This window comes from Naasia lichenicola, from assembly GCF_004801885.1.
GTDB lineage: Bacteria > Actinomycetota > Actinomycetes > Actinomycetales > Microbacteriaceae > Naasia > Naasia lichenicola.
This window is the reverse complement of sequence record NZ_SSSM01000001.1, coordinates 381598-408087: the sequence shown is the minus strand read 5'-3', so window position 1 is coordinate 408087 and position 26490 is coordinate 381598. Positions and strand designations below refer to the sequence as shown.

Sequence of the window (26490 nt, the reverse complement as noted above, 5' to 3'; positions counted from 1 at the left end):
TCGCCGAAGCCCTAGTGACCGGCCATCCGCTTGCGGAGCAGCTCGATCCGCGACTGCAGCTGGGTCACGCTGGCCTGCGCGACCGGCGGGCCGCCGCAGATCCGGCGGAGCTCCGCATGCACCATCGGATGGGTGTCGCCCGAGGTCTTCGCCCACAGCCCGACGAGGCTGTTGAGCAGGCTGCGCTGCTCCTTGAGGTTGCGGAACATCGGGGCGGGAGCGAGCTCCCCCTCGGCGACGGGCTTCGGCTCCCCCGTCTTCTTGCGGCGCTTCTCCTGCCGCTGCTGGCGATGCTGCAGCAGCTCGCGCACCTCGTCGGGTTCGAGCAGTCCCGGGATGCCGAGGAAGTCGAGCTCCTCCATGCTGCCGACCTCGGCCTCGAAGCCGAACTCGCCGCCCTCGTAGAGCACCCGGTCGAAGGTCGCGTCGGAGCTGACGGCCTGGAACTCGAACTCCGCCTGCAGCAGGTCGGAGGCCTTCTCGGAGCGGTTGGCCGACTCGAGCAGGCTGTCGTCGAGTCCGTCGTCGGTCGACATTCGGTCCAGCGCGTGATCCCGCTGCACCTCCATCGAATTGGCCAGGCCCATCAGGCTCGGCACGTTCGGCAGGAAGATCGACGCGGTCTCGCCGCGACGCCGGGCCCGCACGAAGCGGCCGACGGCCTGAGCGAAGAACAGCGGTGTGGACGACGAGGTGGCGTAGACGCCGACGGCGAGGCGCGGCACATCGACGCCCTCGGACACCATGCGGACGGCGACCATCCAGCGCTTGGTGTTCTTCGAGTACTCGGAGATCCGCTCGCTGGCCGCCTTCTCGTCCGAGAGGACGATGGTGACCTCCTCGCCGCAGATGTTCTCGAGGATCTTGGCGTAGGCACGGGCGACGAACTGGTCGGTCGCGATCACCAGACCGCCGGCGTCGGGCACGCCCTGGCGCACCTCAGTCAGGCGCTGGTCCGCCGCGGCCAGCACCGCGGGGATCCAGTCGCCCGACGGATCGAGGGCCGTCCGCCAGGCCTGCGAGGTGATGTCCTTGGTGTTGCCCTCGCCGAGCTTGGCCTCCATGTCCTCGCCGGTGCCGGACTTCCAGCGCATCAGCCCGGCGTAGACCATGAAGATCACCGGCCGGACGACGCCGTCCTCGAGGGCACGGCCGTAGCCGTAGGCGTAGTCGGTGCGCGAGACGCGGATGCCCTGGTTGTCACGGACGTACTCCACGAAGGGGATCGCCGCAGTGTCCGAGCGGAACGGCGTCCCGCTGAGGGACAGCCGCCGGGTGGCGGTCTCGAAGGACTCGCGGATCGCGTCGCCCCAGCTGAGGGCGTCGCCGCCGTGATGCACCTCGTCGAGGATGACCAGGGTGCGCGCGGAGTCGGTCATCGCGCGGTGCACGGACGCATCCGCGACGACCTGCGCATAGGTCACTGCGACCCCGTGATAGTGCCGGCCCTGCCACTTGTCGCGGTTGCGGAACACGGGATCCAGGTGGATGGCCACCTTGTCGGCGGCCTCCGCCCACTGCTGCTTGAGGTGCTCGGTCGGCGCGACGACGGTGATCCGATCGATCTCGCGGCGCGCCAGCAGCTCCTTGGCGAGGCGGAGGGCGAACGTGGTCTTGCCGGCGCCGGGTGTCGCGGCGGCGAGGAAGTCCCGCGGATTCCGGTCGAAGTAGGCGGTGAGCGCCTCCTCCTGCCAGGCCCGCAGCTTGCCCGCCGTGCCCCAGGCGGCGCGCTCCGGAAACGACGGTGACAGGTGCTCGGCGGCCGAGGTCCCCGCTGTCGGGTCGAAGAGGTGGGGGGCCGTCACTTGATGGAACTTTACCGGCGCGCTCCGACTTCGCCGCGCCTCTCGGACGTGTTCCGCGTAGTCCCGCGGGTGCCGTCGGCGTGTCAGGAGCGCCTCGGATCGGGATCAGAATGGAAGCAGCGGAACGCGATCCTGGGAGGTCTTTTGACGAGCGAGCACCCGTGGCTCCGGTATGTGGCGCTGGGCGATTCCTTCACCGAGGGCATCGGCGATCCCGAGCCCGAGAGCGTCGGCGGCAATCGCGGATGGGCGGATCGCGTCGCCGAGGTGCTCGCCGAGTCGGCGCCCGACTTCGCCTACGCGAACCTCGCGGTACGCGGCAAGCTGCTCCATCAGATCGTGACCGAGCAGATCGAGCCGGCCATCGCGCTGAAGCCCGATCTGATCACCATCTCGGCAGGCGGCAATGACGTCATCCGGCCCGGGAGCGATCCGGATGCGCTCGCCGCCGAGTTCGGCACAGCTCTCACCAGGCTGGCGGAGACGGGCGCCACCATCGTCGTCTTCACCGGGGTGGACGTCGGCTTCTCCCCCGTCTTCCAGCGGATCCGCGGCAAGGTCGCCATCTACAACGAGAACCTCCGCCGGGTCGCCGCCCAGCATGACGCCCTGATCGCCGATCAATGGGCGCTGACCGACATCCAAGACGCCCGGATGTGGGATCGGGATCGGCTGCATCTCGCGCCGCTCGGTCACCACACCGTCGCGCGGATGGTGCTGCGCACCCTCGGCGTGGAGAACGACCTCGAGCCGATGAAGCCCGAGCCGCTGCCGAAGACGACCTGGCGCGCAGCGCGCTCCGAGGATCTCGTCTGGGCTCGCGAGTACTTCGTGCCCTGGGTGATCCGGCGGATCCGGCGCGTCTCGTCGGGTGACAACATCCTGCCGAAGCGACCCGATGTCGGGCCGTTCCTCTCTCGTGCGGCCGTGGATGCTGCGGGCGCCGACGTCTCGGCGACCTCGGGCGACCCCGTGCCCTGAAGCAGGACTAGGCGGCGGGCGCCAGGTCGTCTCGCGTCCACGGCGGGTGCATCACGCGCCACTCGAAGTCCGGCTCCTCGATGGCGGCGTCGAGCACCAGCGGCACCGAGACGGTCTGACTGCCCACGGTGAAGTCGACCTGGCCGACGCTTTCGCCTGCCGTGCCCTCGTCCAGCGGCTCCGCGGTCACGGCGGCGGTGGACGTCGTGTCGCTTCCGGACCAGACGAGCACCGACTTGGTCTCGCTGCTCACGGCGGTCGCCGTCTCGCCCCAGACCGTCTCGTAGCTGGCGAACGCCTCACCCTCCGTCACGAGCGGAAGCTCCTGGAACCCGGGGGTCACGCTGGCCAGCAGATCGAGCACCGCTGCGTCGAGCACGTCGTGATCCTCGGCTCCGAGGATCACTCCGACGACGGTGATCGACTGCGCTCCGACCACCACATCGGTCGAGAAGAGCAGGCAGGCGCCGGCCTCGTCCGTGGTGCCGGTCTTGATCCCGTCGATCCCCGAAGTTCCGAGCAGCCCATTCGTGTTGTCGATCTCGCCGACGTAGGGCTCCTCGGCACTCTGCTTGACCACGATCGCGGCGATGGCCGGCTGGGCGAGCGCCAGCTGGCCGAGCGCGACCAGATTCGCCGGAGTGCTCGTGTCCCCGGCATTCAGTCCGTTGGTGTCCACAACGGTCGTGTCGGTCAGCCCGTGGCCGTCGAGCCAGGCTCGCGCCGCCGCCAGATACGCGTCCACCGATCCGTACGCCCATACGGCGAGCGATTCGGCGTAGTTGTTGGCGGACGGGATGAGCATCGTCTCCATCACTTCGCGCTGACTCATCACCACCCCCGGCTCGACGGCCTGCCACGAGCCGTCCTGGGCGAGCACCTCGTCGAGGATCTCGACGTCGGCGGAGGTGAACTCGATCTCGGGCCCGTCCTCGCCCTCGGCGAGAGGATGCGCGTCGAGCACGACCATAGCGGTGACGACCTTGGTGATGCTCGCGATCGGGAAGGCGCTCTGATCGCCGCTGGAGGCCAGCACGCCGTCGAAGCCCGTCGCGCCGATCGCGCCGCGCCCGAAGCTCGGCCAGACCGGGCTGACCACCGGATCCACGGCGGGCAGCACGGGCTGTGTGACGGTCGGCAGCGCTGCCGGCACGGCGGCCGACGCCGCTGCGGGAAGGTAGACGCCGGTGCCGATGAGCAGTGCGAGCAGCACTCCCAGGACGCTGAACACGGCGATCCGGCGGCGCCGCCGGATGGCCCGGCGACGGCGCAGCGTCCGCTCGGGTGTGCCGTCGCTCTCACCGCTCGAGCTGTGAGAGCTGCCGAAACGGTCGCTCGATCGTCTCGTCGCCTGCTGCACCCGCTCATGCTAGGCGGGCCAGGTCCGAGCGGCCCTGAGGCGCGACGACACTGAGGCGCGACGACACTGAGGCGCACCAGGAGCGCCGCGGATGGCCGTGCGGATCCGCGCGTCACGGCTTCATCACGATCGCCTGGCAAACCGCCGTGCCGGACGCCGTGGCACGGAGGTGTCGCCCGCCTCACGTATCCTGGCGGCGGAAAGGGCGAGAATTGGCTAATCCCCGCGTGGCGAGCAGGCTCGGAGGCTTCATCGGCTTCGTCGCCGTCAGCGCCGCGGCCGGCGTCCTCGCGACGGTGGCCATCACCCCGGCCATCGCGCTCACCAGCATGGCCGCGACCGACACGATCGGCATCTTCGAGGACCTTCCGACCTACCTCGAGATCGGCGAGCTCTCCCAGCGGACCAACATCTACGCCACCAACACCGACGGCTCCCCCGTGCTGCTCGCGAGCTTCTACGACGAGAACCGCGTCGAGGTGGCCTGGGACCAGATATCGGGCTACGCCAAGAACGCAGCCGTCGCCGGCGAGGACCGCCGCTTCTACGAGCACGGCGGCGTCGACATCATGGGCACGACCCGCGCCATCCTCAGCAACCTGCGCGGAAACGACGTGCAGGGCGGCTCGTCGATCACCCAGCAGTACGTCAAGAACGTCCGGATCAACAACGCCATCCGCGGACTGACCGATCCCGATGAGATCGACAAGGCCTACGAGGCCGAGGTGGCGCCGAGCCCCAGTCGCAAGCTGCGCGAGATGCGCCTCGCGATCGGGCTCGAGAAGAAGTACACGAAGGATCAGATCCTCCTCGGCTACCTCAACATCGCCGGCTTCGGCGGTCGGGTGTACGGCATCGAGGCCGCGGCCAACTACTACTTCAACACCACCGCCGCGAACCTCACCCTGGCGCAGGCGGCCAGCCTGATCGCGATCGTCAACAACCCCGAGAAGTTCCGGCTCGACTACACAGGGGCCGAGATCAACGGCGCCGCCGACGGCTACTCGCAGAACAAGATCCGTCGCGACAGCATCATCGACGACATGCTCGATCAGGACCTGATCACCCAGACCGAGCACGACGAGGCGGTCGCCAGCCCGGTGACTCCGGACATCCACCAGGCGAGCACCGGCTGTGCGAGCGCTCCGGCCGGCGCCGGCTACTTCTGCGACTACATCACGCGCATCTTCCAGAACGACGAGTTCTTCGGCCCCGACGAGGACACCCGCTGGTCCACCTTCGTGCGTGCCGGCTACGACGTCTACACGACCCTCGACCTCGACCTGCAGAACACGGCGCAGAACGCGATCAACGAGTTCGTGCCCAAGTCCGCCGACGGAATCGACATCGGATCGGTCGCCGTATCGGTCCAGCCGGGCACGGGCAAGATCCTGGCCATGGCGCAGAACAAGGACTATTCCGCCGACCCCGAGGTCTTGGGCAGCGGCGCCAACTACAGCGCGGTGAACTACAACACCGACGAGGACTACGGCGGATCGAGCGGCTTCCAGCCCGGCTCCACCTACAAGATGTTCACCCTCACCGAGTGGCTCAAGGAGGGCCACGGCCTCAATGAGGTCACCGACGCGCGCAAGCCGGCCACCGACTGGGGAGCCTTCCGCGACTCCTGCAACGGCGGCACCGTCTACTTCCCCGGCTACAACCCCAACAACGACGAACTCGACAACGGCCAGTTCGCCACCGCTCTCGACAACACCATGACCTCGCGCAACACCGGCTTCATGGCCATGGCCAAGCAGCTCGATCTCTGCGAGATCCGCAAGACCGCCGAGTCGATGGGCGCCCATCGAGCCAATCTGCTGCGGAACACCGACTCCGAGTCGCCCGAGTATGGTCAGCTGATCCTGGACGCCGACGGCAAGACCCAGTACGCGCCCCTCGAGCAGGGCGCCGGATCGGTGCTCGGCACGAATGAGATCGCGCCGCTCACGATGGCCGCCGCGTTCGCCACCGTCGCCGCGAACGGGATGTACTGCAAGCCCATCGCGATCGAGCGGATCGTCGCGGCCGACGGCACAGAGGTGCCTGTGCCACCGTCGGAGTGCTCGCAGAACGTCGATCCCAAGATCACCGCCGCCACGGAGTATGCGCTCAACAAGGCGCTCACCGGCGGGACCGGATCACCCTCCTACAGCCGGATCACCACCCGGGTGCCCATGTTCAGCAAGACGGGCACCACCGACGACGCCTTCGCGACCTGGATGAGCGGCGCGAGCTCCAAGGTCGCCACCACGGTCGGAGTCTTCAACGCGTCGGGCTTCGTCAACCTCCGGAACATCAAGTTCAACGGCATCCAGGCCGCCACCCTGCGCCACAACATCTGGCCTCGGATCATGGAGGTCGCCAACCAGAAGTACGGCGGCGATGCGTTCCCCGACCCCGCCAGCGAGCTGCTGCGCGGCCAGACGTCCGACATCCCGAGCGTCACCGGGCTCAGCTACGACCAGGCGAGGAGCATCCTGCAGGCCTCGGGCTTCAACGCTCAGGACGGCGGACAGCAGGACTCCAACCTGCCGGCCGGCCAGGTCTCCGGCACCAACCCCACGGGTGAGGCGAGCAAGGGCGCGTACATCACGGTTTACACGAGCAACGGGGCGTTGAAGACGGTCCCCGACCTCGTCACGCCGTACAACTCGGTGGCGGGTGCGGCGGTCGCCTGGACACAGGCGGGCTTCTCGGCCGGCAACATCACCCCGCAGTGTCAGGTCACCCCGGGCGGCACGGGCAAGCCGACGGCGCAGAGCGTGGCCGCAGGCTCGGCCGCACGCGCGGATACCGCGATCACCCTCACCTACGCCAAGGCCACCTGCCCGTAGTCCCCAGCCCCTCAGCAGTCGCCGCAGTACTGCGGATGGACCAGAAGTCGTCCGTCCGCAGCACGTGCGCACGTCAAGTGCTCGCCGTAGGGTGACGGTGTGCACGAGAGCGACCCGGCGTTCGATCCTCGCCATCCCGCCGAGTTCCAGCGCGGCTGGGACGGAAGTGCCGCCCCGACCGCGCCAGTGCTCACGACGAATGCCCGACCCATCGATCCTTCGGCCGCCGCCCGCGGATCGGTGGTGCCCGTCTGGAGCGACGCCGTCCGCCAGGTCGAGGATCTGTTCGACCACCCGCGGCTTCCAGCACCGGTGTCACCTCCTGCGGCGACACCCGCCGCCCGCGGAGCCGCGATGTCCGGTCCGCTCGCATCGAGCGACGGGCCCGATTCCGCGCCGATCGCCGAGCAGAAGGCTGACGTTCGCGACGCCGATGCAGCGGATGCCGCACCGCCGGACCGATCGCCCCTGGACGCCCCGGCCGGCTCGAGTTCGGCGCGAGTGCTCACCATCACCCTCTGGGTCATCAGCGTCGCGCTGGTGATCGGCGGAGGCTGGCTGTTCCTCAACAACTGGGCGACGATGATCTTCGGCTACAACTTCGATTCCAGCGTGTATCAGCCGACCTCCGACGGCCGCGCCCCGACGGTCTCGGTGTTCGACAACCCTCAGCTGCTCGGCTACGCCAGCTCTCAGCTCTTCGTGCAGATCGGCCCGCCCCTCGTCGTCTTGGGCATCGCGACGGCGGTGGCGAACATCGCGTTGATGACCTGGCGCGCGTCGGCCCACCGCCGCTGAGGTCCCCTTCAGCCGCGCGGCTGCAGTGCCCACAGGGCGACGGCACTCGCCGCTGCGACGTTCAGCGAGTCGACGCCGTGCAGCATGGGGATGGTCACCGTCACGTCCGCCGACCGCAGCGCGCTGCGCGACAGCCCGTCGCCCTCCGTGCCGAGCACGAGGGCGACCTTCTCCGGCGGATCGGCGGCGAAGCGATCGAGGGTCACCGCGTCGTCCGAGAGGGCGAGCGCGGCGATGCTGAACCCGTGCTCGTGCAGCAGTGGGGTCGCCTCGCGCCATTCGGGCAGTCGCGTCCACGGGACTTGCAGCACCGTCCCCATGCTGACGCGGACGCTGCGCCGGTAGAGCGGGTCGGCGCAGCGGGGCGTGACGAGCACGGCATCCGCGCCGAGTCCGGCGACGGCACGGAAGATGGCCCCGACGTTGGTGTGATCGACGATGTCCTCGAGGATGACCACACGCCGGGCGCCCGAGAGCAGGTCTGCGGCCGGCACCAGCGCAGGACGGTGCATCGAGGCGATGGCACCGCGATGCAGGTGGAAGCCCGTCAGCCGCTCGATCACCTCGTCGGCGCCGACGAAGATCGGCACATCGGGTTGGTCGGCGAGCAGAGCCTCGATCTCCTCGAGCCAGGACGCACGGATGAGCACCGAACGCGGGCGATGCCCCGCTGCGAGAGCCCGCCCGATCACCTTCGTCGACTCGGCCAGATACAGGCCGCCCGCTGGCTCCAGCTTGCGTCGCAGCGCCACATCGGTCAGGCGCGAGTAGTCCTCGAGCTCAGGGCGGTCGAGGTCGTCGATGGGGATGACGGGCAACGCCGGCCTCTCTGGTCGAAGCGCACCCACAGCCCATGCGGCAGGTCGTGAGGCGGGTGGTCGGTGGGCGGACACGCAGGTCGAGCGCTCGATTGCGTGGGAGTTCACCGGGGATGGAAACACGCCCGAAAACTCCGCGATCTAGGCTGTCCTCGGGAGGAACGATGTCCACGCTAGCGTCACCGGCGGCCACGGCCTCCTCCATCGATGCCGTCGCCGAGCTCCTCAAGGGCCGCACTCTGGCGGTCCTCACCGGCGCAGGGGTGAGCACCGACTCCGGCATCCCCGACTACCGCGGCGCCGGGGCACCCAAGCGCTCCCCCATGACCTACCAGCAGTTCCTCGCCGGCGAGCGGTTCCGCCAGCGGTACTGGGCGGGCAGCCATCTGGGCTGGCGCGCCTTCGACGACGCGCAGCCCAACGCCGGCCACCGGATCCTCGCCGACCTCGAGCAGGCCGGGATCACGAACGGCGTGGTCACCCAGAACGTCGACGGGCTGCACCTCAAGGCGGGGTCGCGGCACGTGGTCGATCTGCACGGCTCGGTCGACCGGGTCCGGTGCCTGACCTGCAACCAGTCCTTCGCCCGAGTGAGCGTGGCCGAGCGGATCGACGCCGCGAACCCGTGGCTCGAAGCCCCCGATGCCGTCACGATCAACCCCGACGGCGATGCCGAGGTGGCCAACATCGACGACTTCGTGGTCCCCGAATGCTCGGTCTGCGGCGGGATCCTCAAGCCGGAGGTCGTCTTCTTCGGCGAACTGGTGCCGTCTGAGAAGTTCCTCGAGGCGAGCGCGCTGGTGAAGCGATCCGACGGCCTGATCATCGCCGGATCATCGCTGGCCGTGAACTCGGGCGTCCGGCTGCTCGAGATCGCACGCCGCCGCCGGATCCCGGTCGTCATCATCAACCGGGGCGCGACACGAGGCGACGCGAAGGCCACCGTTAAGCTGGACGCCGGCACCTCCGAGACGCTGGAAGCGCTCGCCGCCCGCCTGCTCGTCTAGGCAGCGCGGGCAGACCGCCAGGGTGGCCCTGAGCTCCGGGAGACCGCGTGACCCATCTCGTCCTCGTCCGCCACGGCCAGACGGACTGGAACCTGGCCGGCCGGATCCAGGGATCGAGCGACATCCCGCTCAACGACACCGGCCGCCAGCAGGCACGGGAGGCCGGCCGCCGGCTCGCCGCGGACCGCTGGGACGCGATCGTGTCGAGCCCGCTCTCCCGGGCGATGGAGACCGCGCAGATCATCGGCTCCGAGGTCGGCATCGACGTCATCGAGCCGATCGACGCCCTCGTCGAGCGGCACTACGGCACTGCTGAAGGGATGACGGGCGCCGAGATCGACGCGCTGCATGCCGAGGGTCAGGAGGTGCACGGCCGTGAGACGCGCGGCGACGTCGTGCGCAGGGTGCGCCCCGCGCTCATCGAGCTGGCGCAGTCCCGCCCCGACCAGTCGATCCTCGTGGTCAGTCACGGCGGGGTGATCGGATCGCTCGTCCGTGACGTGACGAAGTGGGTGTGGCCCGAGGAGGGTCAGCTCATCGCCAACGGCTCCTCGCACCGCTTCGCCTATCGCGACGGACGGATCGGGCTGGTCGAATTCAACGGCAAGCCGTGGAAGACGCCACCCGGCGACCCGGAGATCGTGCTCGAGACAGGTGTCCCGGCCTCCCTGACCGCGACGGAGATCGAGAGCGGGGATGGCGATGCATCGCAACGCTGAGCGGTTCCGAGCCACCCTGCTCGAGCTGGGCGAATCGGGTGCCGTGCAGGAGACCGCCGAGAGTGCGCACACGGCGGCCGATGCGGCAGCTGCGCTGGGCGTCCCTGTCGCCGCGATCGTGAAGTCGCTCGTCTTCGAAGTCGATGGTGCGCCCGTGATCGTGCTCGCCTCGGGACCGAACCGGGTGGACACAGAGCTGGTAGGCGGAGCGCTCGGCGGCACCGTCGGCAAGGCGACGGCCGCCGTCGTCAAATCCGCGACCGGCTACTCGATCGGCGGTGTGCCGCCATTCGGCTATCCCGCACCGCTGCCGACGCTCATCGATGAGGATCTGCTCGCCCTGGAGATCCTGTGGGCGGCGGCCGGCATGCCGAACGCGGTCTTCCCGATCTCCCCTGCCCGTCTCGTGGAGCTCACCGGCGGCACGGTGGCGCGGATCCACTGAACTCACGCGCGGGGCCTCGATACGGGCGCAGGGCGCCCTACTCGACCAACGAGAATGTCGCGGCCCGCTGGTCGAGTAGGCCGTATCGAGGCCCATGACGGTTCGATCCTCAGCGCTTCGGCCGCTCACCCAGCTGCACCAGGACGTCCCAGAGCACCGCCGCGGAGGCATCCCAGCTGAACAGCTCGGCCTGCCTCACGGACGCGGCCGATCGCGCCGCCCATTCGGTCGGGTCGTCGAGGGTGCCGATGGCCTGCGCGATCGCCGCGGGATCGTGCGGGTCGACGAGGATCGCCGCGTCGCCGCCGATCTCCTCGAAGATCTCGATGTCGCTGATCACCACGGGCGTGCCCAGGCGCATCGCCTCGATGACGGGGATTCCGAACCCCTCGTCGAGCGACGAGGAGACGAGCGCTGTGGCACTCAGCAGAGCATCCGCGTACTGCTCGTCCGTGGCCCCGTTGTGAAATCTCAGGCGCGCTCCGGGGGCGATCCGCTCCAGCCGGTGCAGCTCGTCCGGCGTGATCCGGCTCATCAGATGCAGCTCGTGATCGGGCAGGAAGGCCATGGCGCGCACGAGCGCCTCGACGTTCTTGTAGCCGATGAACGAGCCCATGTAGATGAGGATCCGCGGCTCCGATGAAGCGGGAGCCGGCGGCGTCCGAGCGCTCGCGAGGGCCAGCCGCTCCCCCACCGGATCGTCGGATGCGTTGTAGACCACGTCCACTCGGCGCCGGGTGAGCCGGTGCTGCGCCATCAGCCGCTTCGTGGTCTTCGAGACAGTGACCACCGAGTCGGCGCCGTTGAGCAGCAGCCGCTGCGGCCACCAGGCGAGGTAGTAGATGCGCCACAGAAGCCGCACCCACCAGGCGAACTCGCGCGGAGGCGTGCGGTGGCGGTAGTAGATGAGATCGTGCAGCGTGACGACCAGTCGGTAGCGCCGTCCGAGCTTGCCCATGGTCTGCATCGGCGTGAAGACGACGTCGGGCTCGAGCCGGTTGACCTGCAGCGCCACCAGGGGCTCGCGCGGGCTGGTCGGTGCGGAAGCCATGGCCCATGGCAGGTCGGGCAGCAGCTCGAGCTGCTTCTTCGAGCTGATCAGCATGGTCAGCTCGACGTCCGGAGACCGGGCGGCTCGTCGGGCGAGCGCGGTGACGATGCCGTTGCTGTAGCGGCTGATCCCGTCGTGCCGGCCGTCCGTGCGGATGTAGCGGCAGTCGACGACGAGCTTCACAGGGCGGCCTCCATCGGCGTCGGGCTCATCGGCGAGGGGCTCACGAGGCGGGTGGGCTCTGCGGCAGCACGAAGGCGTCGATCTGGCGGGCCGCCTCTGCGGGGACCTCGTAGTGGATGAGGTGTCCGACGCCCGGGATCATCTTCAGGTCCGCCGATGGGAACAGGCGCGCAAGAGCCTCGTTGTCCGCGACCGGGGTGATGTCGTCGAGCTCGGCGGCGATCAGCTGGACCGGGATGGCGATGGACGGTGCGTATTCGCTGACGTCATGGCTCACGGATGCTCGGAACGCGTCCAGCACGACCTGTCGGTTGGCGAAGGCGCCGAAGAAGCGGTCGTGCTGGTTGTGCACCCAGCGGCGCAGCACCGGGTCCTTCGACTTCGTCATGAAGATGCTGATCCCGCGGGTGACCAGTCGCCAGCGGAGGATCCAGAACCCGAGCCGCTCCGGCAGACGGGCACCCAGCCAGTAGTAGAAGATCGCGAGTCGCGTGCCGACGGCGTTCGGCCCCGACAGGGCGGGCGAGGCGATCGGATTGATCAGGATCGCACGCGGCGCGGGAAGTCCTCCGCCGAGCGCCGCCGCGACGACGATCGAGCCGAAGGAGTGGCCGAGCACGACGGCGGTACCGAGCAGCCCGAGACGGTCGAGGAAGGCGCGCAGCCAGCTCGCGTAGCCGGCGAGGTCATGCACGTCGTAGTGCAGAGGCTCGGAGACGCCGAAGCCGGGGAGATCGGGAGAGATCACGCGGATCCGCGGATCGTTCGCGCAGAGGTGGGCGACGATCGACTCGAGGCCGTTGTGGTCTCCGCGGAAGCCGTGCACCGCCACGATGGTGACCTCGGCGCCGACCGGTCCGTACTCCCAGTAGCGCGTCGCGCTGCCCAGCACGTCGACCTTCTGGGTCCGGACCTCCACCGCGTCGACGAGCCCTGCATAGGGCGAAGCGACCGTTTTCATCCGGTCGAGTCTATGGCGGCTGTCCGACGCGCCGAGCTCGACGCGGCGGAGACGAACGCCGAAAGCAAGGTGAGAATCGGCTCCGAGCGACTCGCTAGGGTTGATGCACGGGCCCGGAGAAGGGTCTTCCGTCGCCGAAGGGATGTCCGTGAGCTTCACTGCCCCCATCACTCTGCCTGGTCTGGCCCTCGATCCGCAGTGGTACCGCCGATCCGTGTTCTACGAGGTCATGGTCCGCTCGTTCGTCGACGGGAACGGAGACGGCACCGGCGATCTCGGCGGGCTCATCTCCCGGCTGGAGTACCTGCAGTGGCTCGGGGTCGATGCGCTCTGGATGCCGCCGTTCTACCAGTCGCCTCTCCGCGACGGCGGCTACGACGTCTCGGACTTCAAGGCGGTCCTGCCGGAGTTCGGCACCCTCGACGAGTTCCGCGAGCTGGTCCGCAAGGCGCACGAGCGCAACATGCGGATCATCATGGACTTCCCGCTCAACCACACCTCCGACGCCCACGACTGGTTCCAGCAGTCACGGAGCGACCCCGAGGGGCCGTACGGCGACTACTACGTCTGGCGCGACACCGACGAGGAGTATCCGAACATCCGGATCATCTTCGTCGACACCGAGGAGTCGAACTGGACGTTCGATCCCGTCCGTCGGCAGTTCTTCTTCCACCGCTTCTTCTCGCACCAGCCCGACCTCAACTTCGAGAACCCGGCGGTGCAGCAGGAGATCTTCGACACGGTCCGCTTCTGGCTCGACCTGGGCGTGGACGGACTGCGGCTCGACGCCATCCCGTATCTGTTCGAGTCGCCGGACGGCAACGGAGAGGGCGAGCCGCCGACGCACGAGTTCATCCAGCGCCTGCGGGCGATGATGGACCGCGACTACCCCGGACGGATCCTGGTCGCCGAGGCCAACCAGTGGCCGCGCGAGGTCGCTGCGTTCTTCGGCACCGAGGAGGACCCCGAGTGCCACATGGCGTTCGACTTCCCGATCATGCCGCGCATCTTCTACTCCCTGCGCTCGCAGACCTCGAACGAGCTCATCAAGATTCTCTCCGAGACCACCGACGTGCCCTCCAGCGCCGCCTGGGGCGTGTTCCTCCGCAACCATGACGAGCTCACGCTCGAGATGGTCTCGGAGGAGTACCGGCAGGCGATGTACGGCTGGTACGCCTACGACCCGCGGATGCGCTCCAACATCGGCATCCGGCGGCGTCTCGCGCCGCTGCTCGACAACTCCCGCGCCGAGCTCGAACTCGCCCACGCGATCCTGTTCTCGCTCCCCGGCAGCCCGTTCCTCTACTACGGCGACGAGATCGGCATGGGCGACAACATCTGGCTCGCCGACCGCGACGCGTCCCGCACCCCGATGCAGTGGACGCCGGATCGCAACGCGGGCTTCTCATCCGCCGATCCCGGCAAGCTCTTCCTGCCCGTGATCCAGTCGCTCGTGTACCACTACGGCCAGGTCAACGTCGAGGCGCAGCTGGCCCAGTCGCGCTCGCTGCTGCACTGGGTGCGCAACGTCATCCACGTGCGCAAGGCGCATCCGACCTTCGGCCTCGGCACGATGCACGTGCAGACCACCGACCACGAGTCGGCTCTCGCCTTCGTGCGCTCCTACAAGGGCAGCGGACAGCACTTCGGCGATCAGCCGGAGGACATCCTGTGCGTCTTCAACTTCTCGCACAACCCGATCTCGACGACCGTCTCGGTGCCCGAGTTCGCCGGCGAAGAGCTGACGGACCTCTTCGGCGGCGGCCAGTTCCCCAAGGTCGACGCAGAAGGCAACGTCACCCTGACCCTGGGAACGCAGAGCTTCTACTGGCTGAAGATCGGCAACGCGCGCCGTCTGGCGCGGGCTACGGCCGATGACGGAGGCCAGATCTAGGCTGACGGGGTGACCCGGCGCAGCGCAGATCCGTTCGCGACGCCCCTCTTCGATTTGGAGTGGGCGGAGCTCGACTTCGAGCACCCCGATGTGCCGACGCGGACCCACGTCGCGCCGGCACCGGCGCGGCCCGTCCCCCCTGCGCCCGCCCTGCTCGAGCCGCTGCTGCCCGGTCCTCCCGAGTGGTCCGACGCGCTGGGCGTCTTCGATCTCGAGACGACCGGAATCGATACCGACATCGCTCGGATCGTCACCGCGCACGTCGGACTGATCGACGAGACAGGTGCCATCGTCGAGCGCAAGGAGTGGATCATCGACCCGGGCGAGCCGATCCCCGCCGGCGCCACGGCGGTGCACGGCATCGACGACGCACGCGTGCGCCGCTTCGGCCGCTCCCCCGCCGAGGTCGTGCCCGAGATCCTCGACGCCATCCGCTCGGTCACCAGACGCGGCTTCCCGCTCGCGATCTACAACGCCCCGTACGACCTCACCCTGCTGTCGCGGGAGGCCGCCCGGCTCGGGCTCGAGCCGCTCGACGGCACCCAGCTCATCGTCGACGCGCTGGTTCTCGATCGTGCGCTGGACAAGTACCGCAAGGGCAAGCGCACCCTCGAGCTGAACGCCGCCTTCTACGGAGTGCCGCTCGAGACCGCGCACGACGCCGGCGCCGACGCCATCGCTGCCGGCCGGGTGGCGCAGGCCATCGCCCGCCGCTACCCCGTCGAGCTCGGCGTCGAAATGGATCGGCTGCACGCCATGCAGGCGGAGTGGTGCCGGATCCAGGCGGCGGACTTCCAGGAGTACATGCGCCGCACCCGCGACCCCGACTTCACCGCCGACGGCGCCTGGCCCCTGCGCTGATCTAGCGCCGAGCACTGTCGTACGGACCGAGCACTGCCCTAGACCGCAGTGTTCTGTCCGCGCAACAGTGTTCGCCCTGCAGACGCACGAATGCCGCCCGGACGGATCCGGACGGCATTCGAGGCGGCTGAAGCTCGGTGGCCTACTTGCCGAAGTTCTTGAAGCGCTGGTTGAACTTCTCGACGCGGCCGGCGGAGTCCATGATGCGCTGCTTGCCCGTGTAGAACGGGTGCGAGGCGGACGAGATCTCGACGTCGATGACCGGGTAGGTCTCGCCGTCGAGCTCGATGGTCTTGCCGCTCGAGACGGTGGAGCGGGTGAGGAAGGTCTCACCGGACGCGAGGTCGCGGAAGACGACTGCCTTGTACTCGGGGTGGGCGCCTGACTTCATAGCGGTATTCCTCAATCGATGGATGCGGAGTCACAGGTCGGGCGATGCACCCGACTGGAGCTGGTGGGGCCGCCGTGGAACTGGGACGAGCCGACGGACAAGGTTATCAGAGCTTGGGCGGGCATGCCATCCGATTCGAGGGCCTCGATACGGCGCCGACGCGCCTACTCGACACCGGCAGCAGGACTAACTGGCGCGAGCCGCGAATCGTCCACCCGTGTTGACGACCTCGAGGCTGACGCCGAAGGCCTCCGAGAGGACCTCGGAGGTGATGACCTCGTCGATCGGGCCGGAGCGCACGACGGCGCCGTCGCTGAGCAGCAGGGCGTGGGTGAATCCGCGCGGGATCTCCTCCACGTGGTGGGTGACCATGATGATCCCGGGCGCGAACGGCGAGCTGGCGTAGCCGCCGAGCAGCTGGAGCAGCTCTTCGCGGGCGCCCAGGTCGAGGCTGGCGGCCGGCTCATCGAGCAGCAGCAGCTCGGGGTCGGTCATCACCGCACGGGCGATCTGCACGCGCTTCTGCTCGCCGTCGCTGAGCAGTCCGAAGCGGCGGTCGCCGAGGTGGCCGAGCTTCCATTCGGCGAGCACGCGCTGGGCGCGGCGCACGTCGAGATCGTCGTACTCCTCGTTCCAGCGTCCGGTGACGGAGTAGGCGGCGGTCAGCACGACGTCGAGCACCGTCTCGCTCGCCGGGATGCGCTTGGCCATCGCGGTGCTCGCGAAGCCGATCCGAGGGCGCAGCTCGAACACGTCGCTCTTGCCGAGCGCGGACTCGAGGATCGTGGCGTTGCCCCGCGTCGGATGGATGAGGGCCGCAGCGATCTGCAGCAGCGTCGTCTTGCCCGCGCCGTTCGGACCGAGCACGACCCATCGCTCGGAGCTGTCGACGGTCCAGTCGACCTTGTCGAGGATGTCGTTGCCATCGCGGACGACGGTGACGCCCTTCAGGTCGAGAACCGTTGTCATGAGATCCAGACTACTGGGAGGAACAGGAGCGGTCCGGGCCGCGGCGCGCGTTCAGCGGCGCAGCGGACCGGTGGAGCAGGTCGGGCCTGCGGACGGGGAGTCAGAGCAGCGAGGCGTAGATCTCTCGGGTCTGGGCGGCGATGCTCGACCAGCTGAAAAGCTCCTCGGCGCGTCGCCTTCCCGCCTCGCCGTATCGCGACGCCAGGGCGGGATCGGACACGACCTCGGTCAGCGTCTCAGCGAGATCCTTGACGAACCGGTCGGGATCCAGCGGGGTCCCGGTGCCGTCGTCGACCTGCTCGATCGGCACGAGGCGTCCGGTCACCCCGTCCGCGACGACCTCGGGGATGCCGCCGGTCGCGGTGCCGACGACCGCGGCGCCGCAAGCCATCGCCTCGAGGTTGACGATGCCGAGCGGCTCGTACACCGAGGGGCAGACGAAGGTGGTGGCCGAGCTCAGCACCGCGCGCAGCTCGGTTCGACTGAGCAGGCGATCGATCCAGACCACACCGGTGCGCTCCGTCTGCAGCTGGGCGACCGCGCCGCTGACCTCGGCCATGATCTCCGCCGTGTCGGGTGCACCGGCGCAGAGCACGAGCTGCACCTCAGGAGGCAGCAGGCGGGCGGCGCGCAGCAGGTACGGAAGGCCCTTCTGCCGGGTGATCCGACCGACGAAGACCACGGAGGGACGCTCGGGATCGATGCCGAGCGAGCGGACGAGCGCCTCGTCGTCGAGCGGCGCCCAGTCCTCGAGATCGATGCCGTTGTAGACGACCGAGACCTTGGCCGGGTCGATGGAGGGGTAGCTGCGCAGGATGTCGCGACGCATCCCGTCGCTGACCGCGATGACCGCCGACGCCGACTCGAACGACTCCTTCTCGATCCAGCTCGAGATCCGGTATCCGCCGCCCAGCTGCTCGGCCTTCCACGGACGCAGCGGCTCGAGGCTGTGCGCGGTGACGACGTGCGGGATGCCGTGCAGCATCGATGCGAGCTTTCCGGCCGCGTTGGCGTACCAGGTGTGCGAATGCACGAGATCGGCGCCCGCGGTGTCCGCCGCGATCTGCAGATCGACGCCCAGAGTCGCGAGGCTCGGATTGGCATCGGCCAGCTGCCCCGGCACCTGATAGGCGAACACGCCCGGCTCGTCGCGCGGCAGGCCGAAGCACCGCACGGTGACGTCGATGTCGGCGCGCAGCGCCTTCACCAGTTCGGCCACATGGACCCCTGCCCCGCCGTAGATCTCCGGCGGATACTCCCTTGTCAGCAGATCGACTCGCACGGCACCACGTTAGTCCCTGCACCCCTCCCGCTGCCCTACCTCCATGTGTGCTCATGGAGCCACCGGATGTGCCCCGATGAGGGTGGGTACTTGCGCCCTCATCAGGCTCTAAGGTTGGCTCATGGCATCAAAGAAGATCTTCGGAATCGTCCTCGCCGGAGGTGAGGGCAAGCGCCTCATGCCCCTGACGGCCGACCGAGCCAAACCCGCTGTGCCCTTCGGCGGCACCTACCGCCTGATCGACTTCGCGCTGTCGAATCTGATCAACTCCGGTCTCACCCAGATCGTCGTCCTCACCCAGTACAAGTCGCACAGCCTCGACCGCCACGTGGCCGAGACCTGGCGGCTGTCGGGCCTGCTGAACGCGTACGTGGCATCGGTGCCCGCCCAGCAGCGGCTCGGCAAGCGCTGGTTCTCGGGATCGGCCGACGCCATCCTGCAGAGCCTCAACCTCATCAACGACGAGAAGCCCGACATCGTGGTCGTGGTCGGTGCCGACCACGTGTACCGCATGGACTTCAGCCAGATGATCGACGCCCACATCGAATCGGGCAGCGGAGTGACCGTCGCGGCGATCCGACAGCCGATCTCGCTCGCGAACCAGTTCGGCGTGATCCAGACGGGTGTGCGCAAGCCCACCTCCATCCAGAAGTTCCTGGAGAAGCCGGCCAACCCCAAGGGACTCGCCGACTCCCCCGACGAGGTGCTGGCCTCGATGGGCAACTACGTCTTCGACACCCAGGCCCTCATCGACGCGGTCGTCGCCGATGCCGAGCTGCCCGACTCCAAGCACGACATGGGCGGCGACATCATCCCGGCCTTCGTGAAGGCGGGCAACGCGGCGGTCTACGACCTCAACCGCAACGACGTTCCGGGCGCGACCGACCGCGACCGCTTCTACTGGCGCGACGTGGGGACGATCGACTCGTTCTTCGAGGCCCACCAGGACCTCATCTCGGCTCTGCCGGTGTTCAACCTGTACAACCGCCAGTGGCCGATCTACACGCAGCAGCTCAACTCGCCGCCCGCGAAGCTCGTGCGCGATGCGCACGGCAACAACGGCAGCATGACCGACTCCATCGTGTCGCTGGGGTCCCTCATCTCCGGTGCGCGGATCGAGCGCAGCGTCATCGGCCCGTGGTCGACCATCGAGTCGAACGCCGTGGTCACCGACTCGGTGCTGTTCGATCGGGTCACCGTGCACGCCAACACCGTCGTCGCCCGCGCGATCCTCGACAAGAACGTCGTGATCGAGGAGGGCGCCCGGGTCGGCGTCGACCACGAGCACGACCGTTCCCGAGGCTTCACCGTCACCGACAGCGGCATCACCGTCGTCGGCAAGGGCGAACGGGTAGCGCCGTAGCCGGGACGGCTGTGCCCGACCCGGGCCCGCCGGTCGGCACCGCCACCGGGTCCCTCGCCCTGCCACGGGCGGGGATCCGCCACCTGGTGGTGCTCGACGTCGACTCGACACTGATCGAGGACGAGGTGATCGAGCTGCTCGCCGACGCAGCGGGCAGCCGTCCGCTGGTGGCCGAGATCACCCGCCGTGCCATGGAGGGCGAGCTCGACTTCGCCGCAAGCCTGCGCGAGCGGGTCGCGACCCTCGCCGGAGTGCCGGTCGACGTGTTCGAGCGGATCGGGAAGCAGATCCGCGTCACCGACGGCGTGCCCGCCATGGTCGCCGGACTGCATGCGGCCGGCTGCCGCGTCGCCACCGTCTCGGGCGGCTTCCACGAGATCCTCGATCCACTCGCGGACCGGCTCGGCCTCGACTTCTGGCGAGCCAATCGCCTCGAGGTCCGGGATGGGCTGCTGACCGGCGGACTGGTCGGGCCCATCATCGACGCCGCGGCGAAGGCGCAGGCGCTGACCGAGTGGTCGGCGGCCTGCGGTATCCCGCTCGCTCGCACCATCGCCATCGGGGACGGCGCCAACGACCTGCTGATGATGGCCTGCGCCGGGCTGTCGGTGGCCTTCGACGCCAAGGCGCCGGTGCGTGGTCAGGCGGACGTCATCGTCGACGGCCGCGACCTCTCCCAGATCCTGGCCCTGGTCGGCCTGCGAGGCTAGACCCCGTCATCGAGATGCCAGTTTCCGTCCCAAGAACGCGCGGATAGGGACGGAAAGTGGCATCTCGATCCGGCTGTGGATCGGCGAGGTGCTCAGTGGCCCATGCCGAGGCCGCCGTCGACGGGGATGACGGCGCCCGAGATGTAGCCGGCGTCGTCGCTCGCGATCCAGGCGACGACCTTCGCGACCTCGGCCGCGCTCGCGAACCGACCGGCGGGGATGGCCTTCCGGTACTCGGCCTGCTGCGCTTCGGGGAGCTCCGCGGTCATCTCCGTCTCGATGAATCCCGGAGCGACGACGTTGGCGGTGAGGCCACGGGCGCCCAGCTCGCGGGTGAGCGACCGGGCCATGCCGACCAGCGCGGCCTTGGAGGCGGAGTAGTTGACCTGGCCCGCTCCCCCGTACAGGCCGACGACGCTCGAGATGAAGATCACGCGACCGAAGCGAGCCTTCAGCATGCCCTTCGATGCGCGCTTGACCAGACGGAAGGCCCCGGTGAGGTTCGTGTCGATGACATCCGTGAAGTCGTCCTCGGACATGCGCAGCACGAGGGTGTCCCGAGTGATCCCGGCGTTGGCGACGATGACCTCGACAGGGCCGAGCTCGGCCTCCACGGCGGTGAACGCGGCGTCGATGCTCGCGGCGTCGGTTACATCCCCCGCCACGGTGAGCGCGCCATCCGGCCCGCCGCTGCCGGAGCGGGAGGTGACTGCGACCCGGTGGCCCTGCGCGACGAACTCCTCGGCGATCGCATAGCCGATACCGCGATTCCCGCCGGTGATGAGAACGGTTCGAGTGGTCAACGCGGGCTCCTGTCGCCTGCCGAACGGCGACGTCCGATCGGCGGCGTCCAGCCTAGAGCGTCGCCCGCGCGACCACCGGCCCGGCCGGCGCTCCGGACCTCTCGCTGTGCCGTTGCTGTAAACGGGGGCGCCGCGACTGGGGCGCCGTTCCACCGGCGTAGGCTGATCCGGTCATGGTCAAACGCGATCAGCCGCAGTCCCTCACCAACCTTCCCGCATCTCCCAGCGAGGAGCGGCACTCTCGCGCCGTGAGGTACACGGTGACCATGGGCGTGCGCACGATCTGCCTCATCGCCTGCATCATCTCTCGGGATAATCTGGTGCTCGTGGCCATCTTCGGTCTCGGAGCCATCGTCCTCCCGTACGTCGCCGTCGTCTTCGCGAACGTGGGCGCCAAGCCCGCGCCGCAGACCTCGATCGTCGGCCCGGTGCAGGTCGTTCCCGTGCTGGAGCAGCGCCGAGACCCGACGAGCGGACAGTAGGCGGGCGATAGTCATGGGGGCGGTGAACGGGATGCAGACGGAACCGGATGCCGTGCCCATCTGCTCGCGGGCCGGCTGCCGACTGCCGGCGGTGGCGCGGATCGAATGGCGCAACCCCCGCATCCACTCGGAAGACCGCGTGAAGGTCTGGCTCGGCTGCGACGAGCACGCGCCGTGGCTGCTCGACTACCTCCTGTCCCGCGACTTCCCCGCACGCATCGTGGATGGCGTCACGCCGGAGCACACCGAGATCCCGTGACGCCGTCCGGCCGACGGCGACCATCGCGGCACCCGTCGCCCTGCCGCCCGTCTCAGCTCGTCGTGCCAGGCTTGGCGCGATGACCGAGTCGACGCCGCCGCCCGCGAACCGAGCGGTCCGATGAACCGCTGGCGCTTCGCGCTCACCGGACGGTGGCTGCGCTACCTGGCACTCGCGGTGCTGTTCGCCGTGGCCTGCGCGGGTCTGGCATGGTGGCAGCTCGAGCGGAGAGCCGAGAAGGTCGCCGAGGACACTCGGATCGAGCAGAACTACGACGCCGAGCCGATTCCGCTCGCCGACGCGCTGACCGGGCTCACGGACTACCGCGTCACCGAGAAGTGGCAGCCGGTCGCCATGACCGGGACCTACGAGACCGACCAGCAGCTCCTGGTCCGCAATCGTCCTCGCAGCTCGCAGCCCGGGTTCGAGGTGCTCACCCCCCTGCGCCTCGCCGACGGCTCGGTGTTCATCGTGGACCGGGGCTGGCTGCCGGTCGAGTCGTCGGCGCTGGCGCCGGACAGCATTCCCGATCCGCCGAGCGGACAGGTGAGCGTCGTCGCCCGCCTCAAACCCGGCGAGCCGACCGTGCCGGCCGGGACCACGGCCACCGGGGTGCTCGCCTCGATCCACCTGCCAACGATCGCCACGACTCTGGACCAGCCGACCTACACGGGGGCATACGGCCTCCTGGTCAGCGAGAGCCCCTCGGTCACCGAGGTGCCGTTGCCCAACTTCCGACCGGAGATCGATGAGGGTCCTCACCTCTCCTACGCCTTCCAGTGGGTGATCTTCGCGATCATCGGCTTCGTCGGGCTCGGCTTCGCCATCCGCCAGGAATACCGGTACCGCAACGCCGACGACCCAGAGGAGCAGGAGCGGGCGGCGCAGCGCGTCCGCAGACGCGCGGCGAAGAGGTCGGACAGCGATATCGAGGATGCCCTGCTCGAGAAGCGCTGATACCGGATCCATTGCGTGACGGGTCGCGGACTGTCGGAAACGTCCGTCGGACGTGGCCGGTAGGCTCGGATCCGTGGCAACCACCGTCTTCGAACGCCAGGCTCCACCCGCGAGCGCCGTCGAGCACTCCCTCGCTCAGAGCCGTCGTGGGGGGTTCTGGCTGAACGATCTCGGACCCCGGGTGCAGCACCCCCGCCTGACCGCCGACATCCACGCCGACCTGGTCGTGGTGGGCGGCGGCTACTGCGGTCTGTGGACGGCGCTGCTCGCGAAGCAGCGCGATCCGGATCGCTCGGTGGTCCTGCTGGAGGCCAAGACCGTGGGCTGGGCGGCGTCCGGCCGCAACGGCGGGTTCGTGGCCGCCAGCCTCACGCACGGGGCCGCCAATGGCGAGGCGCGGTTCCCCCAGGAGCTCGCGCAGCTCGACCGGCTCGGCATGGAGAACCTCGACGCCATCGAGCGCACCGTCGCCGAGCTGGGGCTCGACTGCGACTTCGAGCGTTCGGGCGGCATCGACATCGCCACCGAACCGCACCAGGTCGAGTGGCTGCGTGAGGCGGCAGCCGCCGACCCGCACAGTCAGCTGCTCGAGGGCGACGCCATCCGAGCGCTCGTCGACTCCCCCACCTACCTCGCGGGCCTTCGCGATGCGCGGACCACCGCTCTGGTGCATCCGGCGAAGCTCGCCGTCGAACTCGCCCGCGTCGCGGTCGAGGCCGGAGTGCAGATCTTCGAGGACACCCGCGTCACCGAGCTCGACAGCGACGGAGACGGCGTGCAGGTCCGCACCCCCGACGCCCGCGTGCAGGCCGGCTCCGTCGCGCTCGCGACCAACGTCTACCCGTCGCTGCTCGCGCGGAACCGACTGATGACCGTTCCCGTCTACGACTACGTGCTCATGACCGAGCCGCTGACCGACGCACAGCTCGCCGCGATCGGATGGAGTGGACGCGAGGGCATCGGCGATGCCGCCAACCAGTTCCACTACTACCGACTGAGCGCCGACAACCGGATCCTGTGGGGCGGCTACGACGCCGTGTACTACGCCGGCGGCAAGGTGCGCTCCCGCTATGAGAAGCGGCCGAAGAGCTTCGAGCGGCTCGCCAGCCACTTCCTCACGACGTTCCCGCAGCTCGAGGGCATCCGGTTCACCCACCGCTGGGCGGGCGCCATCGACACCTGCAGCCGCTTCTGCGCGTTCTACGGAACCGCACGCAAGGGCCGGGTCGCCTACGCCGCCGGCTTCACCGGACTCGGCGTCGGAGCCACGAGGTTCGCGGCTGAGGTCATGCTCGACCTCCTCTCCGGGGAGAAGACCGAGCGCACCGAGCTCGAGATGGTGAAGTCCCTGCCCATCCCGTTCCCGCCCGAGCCGCTCGCCTCGATCGGCATCCAGGCCACGCGCTGGTCGCTCGACCGCGCCGACCACCGCGAGGGACGGCGCAACGTCCTGCTCAAGGCCATGGACGCCGTCGGCCTCGGCTTCGACTCGTAAGTCAGGACCCGCTCAGCCGGTCTCGAGACGGCCGTGAACGGCCTCCTCGACCAACGATGCATGGACGAACTGCCCAGTTCTGCTGCCTGAGAGTGCTTTCAAGCGGCAGAACTGGGCAGTTCGTTGTCATGCAGAGGGTGCTTGCGCCCGATGGATCAGCCGCCGGCGAGGGTGGAGGCAAGGCTCGGGCCCTCGCCCGTCTTCTTGCTGGCCCGGGACAGCACGAAGGCCACGAGGCCGAGTGCGACGAGGGTCAGCAGCAGCATGAGCGTCGACATCGCCGCGATCTCGGGCCGCAGGCTCGAGCGCAGCGACGAGAAGACGAACACCGGCCACGGCGTCGACCCCGCGACGGACACGAAGCTCGAGAGCACCGTGTTGTCGAGGCTGAGTGTGAACGACAGCAGGGCGCCCGAGATCACCGCGGGACGCATGAGCGGGAAGGTGATGTCGAGGAACCGGCGGATCGGCGGAGCACCGAGGTCGGCAGCTGCCTCCTCCAGGGAAACGCTGAGCCCCGCCATCCTGGCCCGGACGATGAACGTCACGACCGCGCAGGAGAACAGGGTGTGCGCGATGATCAGCCGGACCAGTCCGAGGTTGAACGCGGACAGCCCCCAATCGGTGCCGAGCGTGACGAACCACGGCAGCAGAGAGACCGCGTTGACGATCTCGGGCGTGACCAGGGTGAGGGCGAGCAGTCCGGTGAGGACGCCGACCCACTTGGCCTTCGGCGAGCGGGCGAGCGCAACGCCGGCCAGTGACCCCAGCACGGCAGACACGACAGCCGACCAGAACGCCACGTAGAGCGAGACCTGCACGCCCGAGATGATCGCCGGATTGCTCAGCGCCGCCGCATAGGAGGAGAACCCGAAGCCGTCCCATGCCTGCAGGATGCGTCCGGTGTTGAACGAGTACGCGATGATCACGAGCACCGGGAAGAACAGGAACAGGAAGCCGAGTACGCCCCAGATCGTGAGCAGCAGGGTTCCGACGTCGACCTTGCGGCGATGTCCCTTCGGCTCGGTCTCGGTCCCGGTCACCGCTGTGGCGGTGGCCGGTGCATCGATGGTGGCGGTCATGCTGCGCTCCCCTTGGCGTCATCGAGCACGTTGACCCGTTCGACCCTGTCGATGACCATGCCGATCACCTTGAAGATGATCGCGAAGACAACGACCACCGCGAGGATCGCGAGCATCAGCAGGATCGCCATCGCCGACCCGAGAGCCCAGTTCTGCGCGGTCTGGAACTGCGAGGCGACCATCTGGCCGACCATGCTGCCCGCTGCCCCGCCGAGCACGCTCGGCGTGATGTAGTCGCCCATCAGCGGCACGAACACGAGCAGCAGGCCCGCGCCGATGCCGGGCAGGGCGAGCGGAACGGTCACCCGGCGGAAGCCCTCGAAGGCATTGGCGCCGAGATCGCGGCTCGCCTCGAGCAGGCGGTGATCCATCCGCTCGAGCGCCACGTAGAGCGGAAGGATCATCAGCGGGAGGTAGTTGTAGACGACTCCCAGCTGGACCGCGCCCGAGGTGTAGAGCAGTTCGGGCGTGCCGAAGCCGAGGTTCCGCGAGACGTCCGCGAGGAACGACTGCGGGCTGAGGGTGATCTGCCAGCCGATCGTCCGGACCAGGAAGTTGGTCCAGTACGGCACGAGCACCAGGCCGAGCGCGAGGCCCTGGTACTTCGGGGACAGCTTGACGGCCATCCAGTAGGCGATCGGGAAGCCGATCAGGAGGCAGATCAGCGTCCCCGATGCCGCGATGTTCAGCGTGCGCGCGAAGGTCTGGAAGAAGACGGGGCTGAGGGCCTCGGCGAAGCGTCCCAACGACAGCGTGTCGTTGGAGTGGGTCACGTAGAGGCTCGGCTTGTCTCCGAAGCTGTACCAGAGGATGACGACGAACGGCACGATGAAGAAGAAGACGAGCCAGACCCCGATGGGCAGGGCGAGCAGCCCGACGTTCCACCGGAACCGGCGGGCGCCCGTCCTGCGCGGGCCGATCCCGGAGCTCTGCGTGAGCCCCGGGGCGGACGAAGCGTCGAGTGCCGTCATCGCGCA

The 26490-nt window shown here is 68.8% G+C and carries 25 protein-coding genes; 14 read left to right on the top strand and 11 right to left on the bottom strand.

What is annotated here, in order from left to right:
* Positions 1 to 11: 11 nt before the first annotated feature.
* Positions 12 to 1805 (bottom strand): DEAD/DEAH box helicase, encoded by a 1794-nt coding sequence (locus E6C64_RS01920; RefSeq protein ID WP_136425922.1) that lies wholly within the window; start codon positions 1803 to 1805, stop codon positions 12 to 14.
* Positions 1806 to 1949: 144 nt separating this feature from the next.
* Here E6C64_RS01920 and E6C64_RS01915 point away from each other — a divergent pair, with 144 nt between their 5' ends.
* Positions 1950 to 2786 (top strand): SGNH/GDSL hydrolase family protein, encoded by an 837-nt coding sequence (locus E6C64_RS01915; RefSeq protein ID WP_233255407.1) that lies wholly within the window; start codon positions 1950 to 1952, stop codon positions 2784 to 2786.
* 7 nt (positions 2787 to 2793) lie between these two features.
* Here the strand turns inward: E6C64_RS01915 and E6C64_RS01910 are convergent, their stop codons facing one another.
* Positions 2794 to 4146: a D-alanyl-D-alanine carboxypeptidase family protein gene (locus E6C64_RS01910; protein WP_136425920.1), complete on the bottom strand. Its 1353-nt coding sequence runs from the start codon at positions 4144 to 4146 to the stop codon at positions 2794 to 2796.
* Between the two features lie 227 nt (positions 4147 to 4373).
* On the opposite strand from E6C64_RS01910, the gene E6C64_RS01905 reads away from it, so the two are divergent.
* Both E6C64_RS01905 and E6C64_RS01900 read left to right on the top strand, forming a co-directional pair.
* The gene (locus E6C64_RS01905; RefSeq protein ID WP_233255406.1) at positions 4374 to 6983 is read left to right on the top strand and encodes a transglycosylase domain-containing protein; all 2610 of its coding nucleotides are present in this window, start codon (positions 4374 to 4376) and stop codon (positions 6981 to 6983) included.
* Positions 6984 to 7082: 99 nt separating this feature from the next.
* Positions 7083 to 7781 (top strand): hypothetical protein, encoded by a 699-nt coding sequence (locus E6C64_RS01900; RefSeq protein ID WP_136425919.1) that lies wholly within the window; start codon positions 7083 to 7085, stop codon positions 7779 to 7781.
* 8 nt (positions 7782 to 7789) lie between these two features.
* Here the strand turns inward: E6C64_RS01900 and E6C64_RS01895 are convergent, their stop codons facing one another.
* Positions 7790 to 8599, bottom strand: a complete 810-nt coding sequence (locus E6C64_RS01895) for a TrmH family RNA methyltransferase (RefSeq protein ID WP_136425918.1) — start codon at positions 8597 to 8599, stop codon at positions 7790 to 7792.
* A gap of 164 nt (positions 8600 to 8763) precedes the next feature.
* Between E6C64_RS01895 and E6C64_RS01890 the strand changes: the two genes are divergently transcribed.
* Genes E6C64_RS01890 through E6C64_RS01880 form a run of 3 tightly spaced genes read left to right on the top strand, consistent with a single transcriptional unit; the run spans position 8764 to position 10770 of the window.
* Positions 8764 to 9606 (top strand): Sir2 family NAD-dependent protein deacetylase, encoded by an 843-nt coding sequence (locus E6C64_RS01890; RefSeq protein WP_136425917.1) that lies wholly within the window; start codon positions 8764 to 8766, stop codon positions 9604 to 9606.
* A gap of 47 nt (positions 9607 to 9653) precedes the next feature.
* Positions 9654 to 10325, top strand: coding sequence for a histidine phosphatase family protein (locus tag E6C64_RS01885; protein ID WP_136425916.1), 672 nt, complete (start codon positions 9654 to 9656; stop codon positions 10323 to 10325).
* Complete coding sequence (locus E6C64_RS01880; RefSeq protein ID WP_136425915.1) at positions 10309 to 10770, top strand: YbaK/EbsC family protein; 462 nt, start codon at positions 10309 to 10311, stop codon at positions 10768 to 10770. Before E6C64_RS01885 ends, E6C64_RS01880 begins: the two co-directional genes overlap by 17 nt.
* 109 nt (positions 10771 to 10879) lie before the next feature.
* On the opposite strand, the gene E6C64_RS01875 is transcribed toward E6C64_RS01880, so the two are convergent.
* Complete coding sequence (locus E6C64_RS01875; RefSeq protein ID WP_136425914.1) at positions 10880 to 12004, bottom strand: glycosyltransferase family 4 protein; 1125 nt, start codon at positions 12002 to 12004, stop codon at positions 10880 to 10882.
* Between the two features lie 40 nt (positions 12005 to 12044).
* Positions 12045 to 12965: an alpha/beta fold hydrolase gene (locus E6C64_RS01870; protein WP_136425913.1), complete on the bottom strand. Its 921-nt coding sequence runs from the start codon at positions 12963 to 12965 to the stop codon at positions 12045 to 12047.
* A gap of 142 nt (positions 12966 to 13107) precedes the next feature.
* Here E6C64_RS01870 and treS point away from each other — a divergent pair, with 142 nt between their 5' ends.
* Both treS and E6C64_RS01860 read left to right on the top strand, forming a co-directional pair.
* Complete coding sequence (gene treS, locus E6C64_RS01865) at positions 13108 to 14859, top strand: maltose alpha-D-glucosyltransferase (protein WP_233255405.1); 1752 nt, start codon at positions 13108 to 13110, stop codon at positions 14857 to 14859.
* A 9-nt stretch (positions 14860 to 14868) separates the two neighbouring features.
* Positions 14869 to 15720, top strand: a complete 852-nt coding sequence (locus E6C64_RS01860) for an exonuclease domain-containing protein (RefSeq protein WP_332908209.1) — start codon at positions 14869 to 14871, stop codon at positions 15718 to 15720.
* 142 nt (positions 15721 to 15862) lie between these two features.
* Here E6C64_RS01860 and E6C64_RS01855 read toward each other — a convergent pair whose 3' ends face one another.
* The 3 genes from E6C64_RS01855 to glgA all read right to left on the bottom strand — a co-directional run bounded on the left by E6C64_RS01855 (position 15863) and on the right by glgA (position 18362).
* The gene (locus E6C64_RS01855) at positions 15863 to 16111 is read right to left on the bottom strand and encodes a type B 50S ribosomal protein L31 (protein WP_136425911.1); all 249 of its coding nucleotides are present in this window, start codon (positions 16109 to 16111) and stop codon (positions 15863 to 15865) included.
* Between the two features lie 186 nt (positions 16112 to 16297).
* Positions 16298 to 17080 (bottom strand): ABC transporter ATP-binding protein, encoded by a 783-nt coding sequence (locus E6C64_RS01850; protein ID WP_136425910.1) that lies wholly within the window; start codon positions 17078 to 17080, stop codon positions 16298 to 16300.
* Positions 17081 to 17180: 100 nt separating this feature from the next.
* The gene (gene glgA / locus E6C64_RS01845) at positions 17181 to 18362 is read right to left on the bottom strand and encodes a glycogen synthase (protein WP_136425909.1); all 1182 of its coding nucleotides are present in this window, start codon (positions 18360 to 18362) and stop codon (positions 17181 to 17183) included.
* A gap of 121 nt (positions 18363 to 18483) precedes the next feature.
* Here glgA and glgC point away from each other — a divergent pair, with 121 nt between their 5' ends.
* Together glgC and serB are read left to right on the top strand one after the other, a co-directional pair.
* Entirely contained in the window at positions 18484 to 19725 is a 1242-nt protein-coding gene (gene glgC, locus E6C64_RS01840; RefSeq protein WP_136425908.1) for a glucose-1-phosphate adenylyltransferase, read from the top strand.
* A gap of 59 nt (positions 19726 to 19784) precedes the next feature.
* Positions 19785 to 20435 (top strand): phosphoserine phosphatase SerB, encoded by a 651-nt coding sequence (gene serB, locus E6C64_RS01835; protein WP_136426369.1) that lies wholly within the window; start codon positions 19785 to 19787, stop codon positions 20433 to 20435.
* A gap of 92 nt (positions 20436 to 20527) precedes the next feature.
* Here serB and fabG read toward each other — a convergent pair whose 3' ends face one another.
* Entirely contained in the window at positions 20528 to 21238 is a 711-nt protein-coding gene (gene fabG / locus E6C64_RS01830; protein WP_136425907.1) for a 3-oxoacyl-ACP reductase FabG, read from the bottom strand.
* Positions 21239 to 21411: 173 nt separating this feature from the next.
* Here fabG and E6C64_RS01825 point away from each other — a divergent pair, with 173 nt between their 5' ends.
* The 4 genes from E6C64_RS01825 (at position 21412) to E6C64_RS01810 (ending at position 24431) form a co-directional block, all read left to right on the top strand.
* Entirely contained in the window at positions 21412 to 21720 is a 309-nt protein-coding gene (locus E6C64_RS01825; RefSeq protein ID WP_136425906.1) for a DUF3099 domain-containing protein, read from the top strand.
* A 31-nt stretch (positions 21721 to 21751) separates the two neighbouring features.
* Positions 21752 to 21979: a hypothetical protein gene (locus tag E6C64_RS01820; RefSeq protein ID WP_233255404.1), complete on the top strand. Its 228-nt coding sequence runs from the start codon at positions 21752 to 21754 to the stop codon at positions 21977 to 21979.
* 120 nt (positions 21980 to 22099) lie between these two features.
* On the top strand, positions 22100 to 22936 hold the full coding sequence (locus E6C64_RS01815; RefSeq protein WP_136425904.1) for an SURF1 family cytochrome oxidase biogenesis protein: 837 nt from the start codon (positions 22100 to 22102) through the stop codon (positions 22934 to 22936).
* Positions 22937 to 23009: 73 nt separating this feature from the next.
* Positions 23010 to 24431 (top strand): NAD(P)/FAD-dependent oxidoreductase, encoded by a 1422-nt coding sequence (locus E6C64_RS01810; RefSeq protein WP_136425903.1) that lies wholly within the window; start codon positions 23010 to 23012, stop codon positions 24429 to 24431.
* Between the two features lie 155 nt (positions 24432 to 24586).
* Here the strand turns inward: E6C64_RS01810 and E6C64_RS01805 are convergent, their stop codons facing one another.
* Complete coding sequence (locus tag E6C64_RS01805) at positions 24587 to 25513, bottom strand: ABC transporter permease (RefSeq protein ID WP_136425902.1); 927 nt, start codon at positions 25511 to 25513, stop codon at positions 24587 to 24589.
* Entirely contained in the window at positions 25510 to 26484 is a 975-nt protein-coding gene (locus tag E6C64_RS01800) for an ABC transporter permease (protein WP_136425901.1), read from the bottom strand. Before E6C64_RS01800 ends, E6C64_RS01805 begins: the two co-directional genes overlap by 4 nt.
* Positions 26485 to 26490 lie beyond the last annotated feature (6 nt).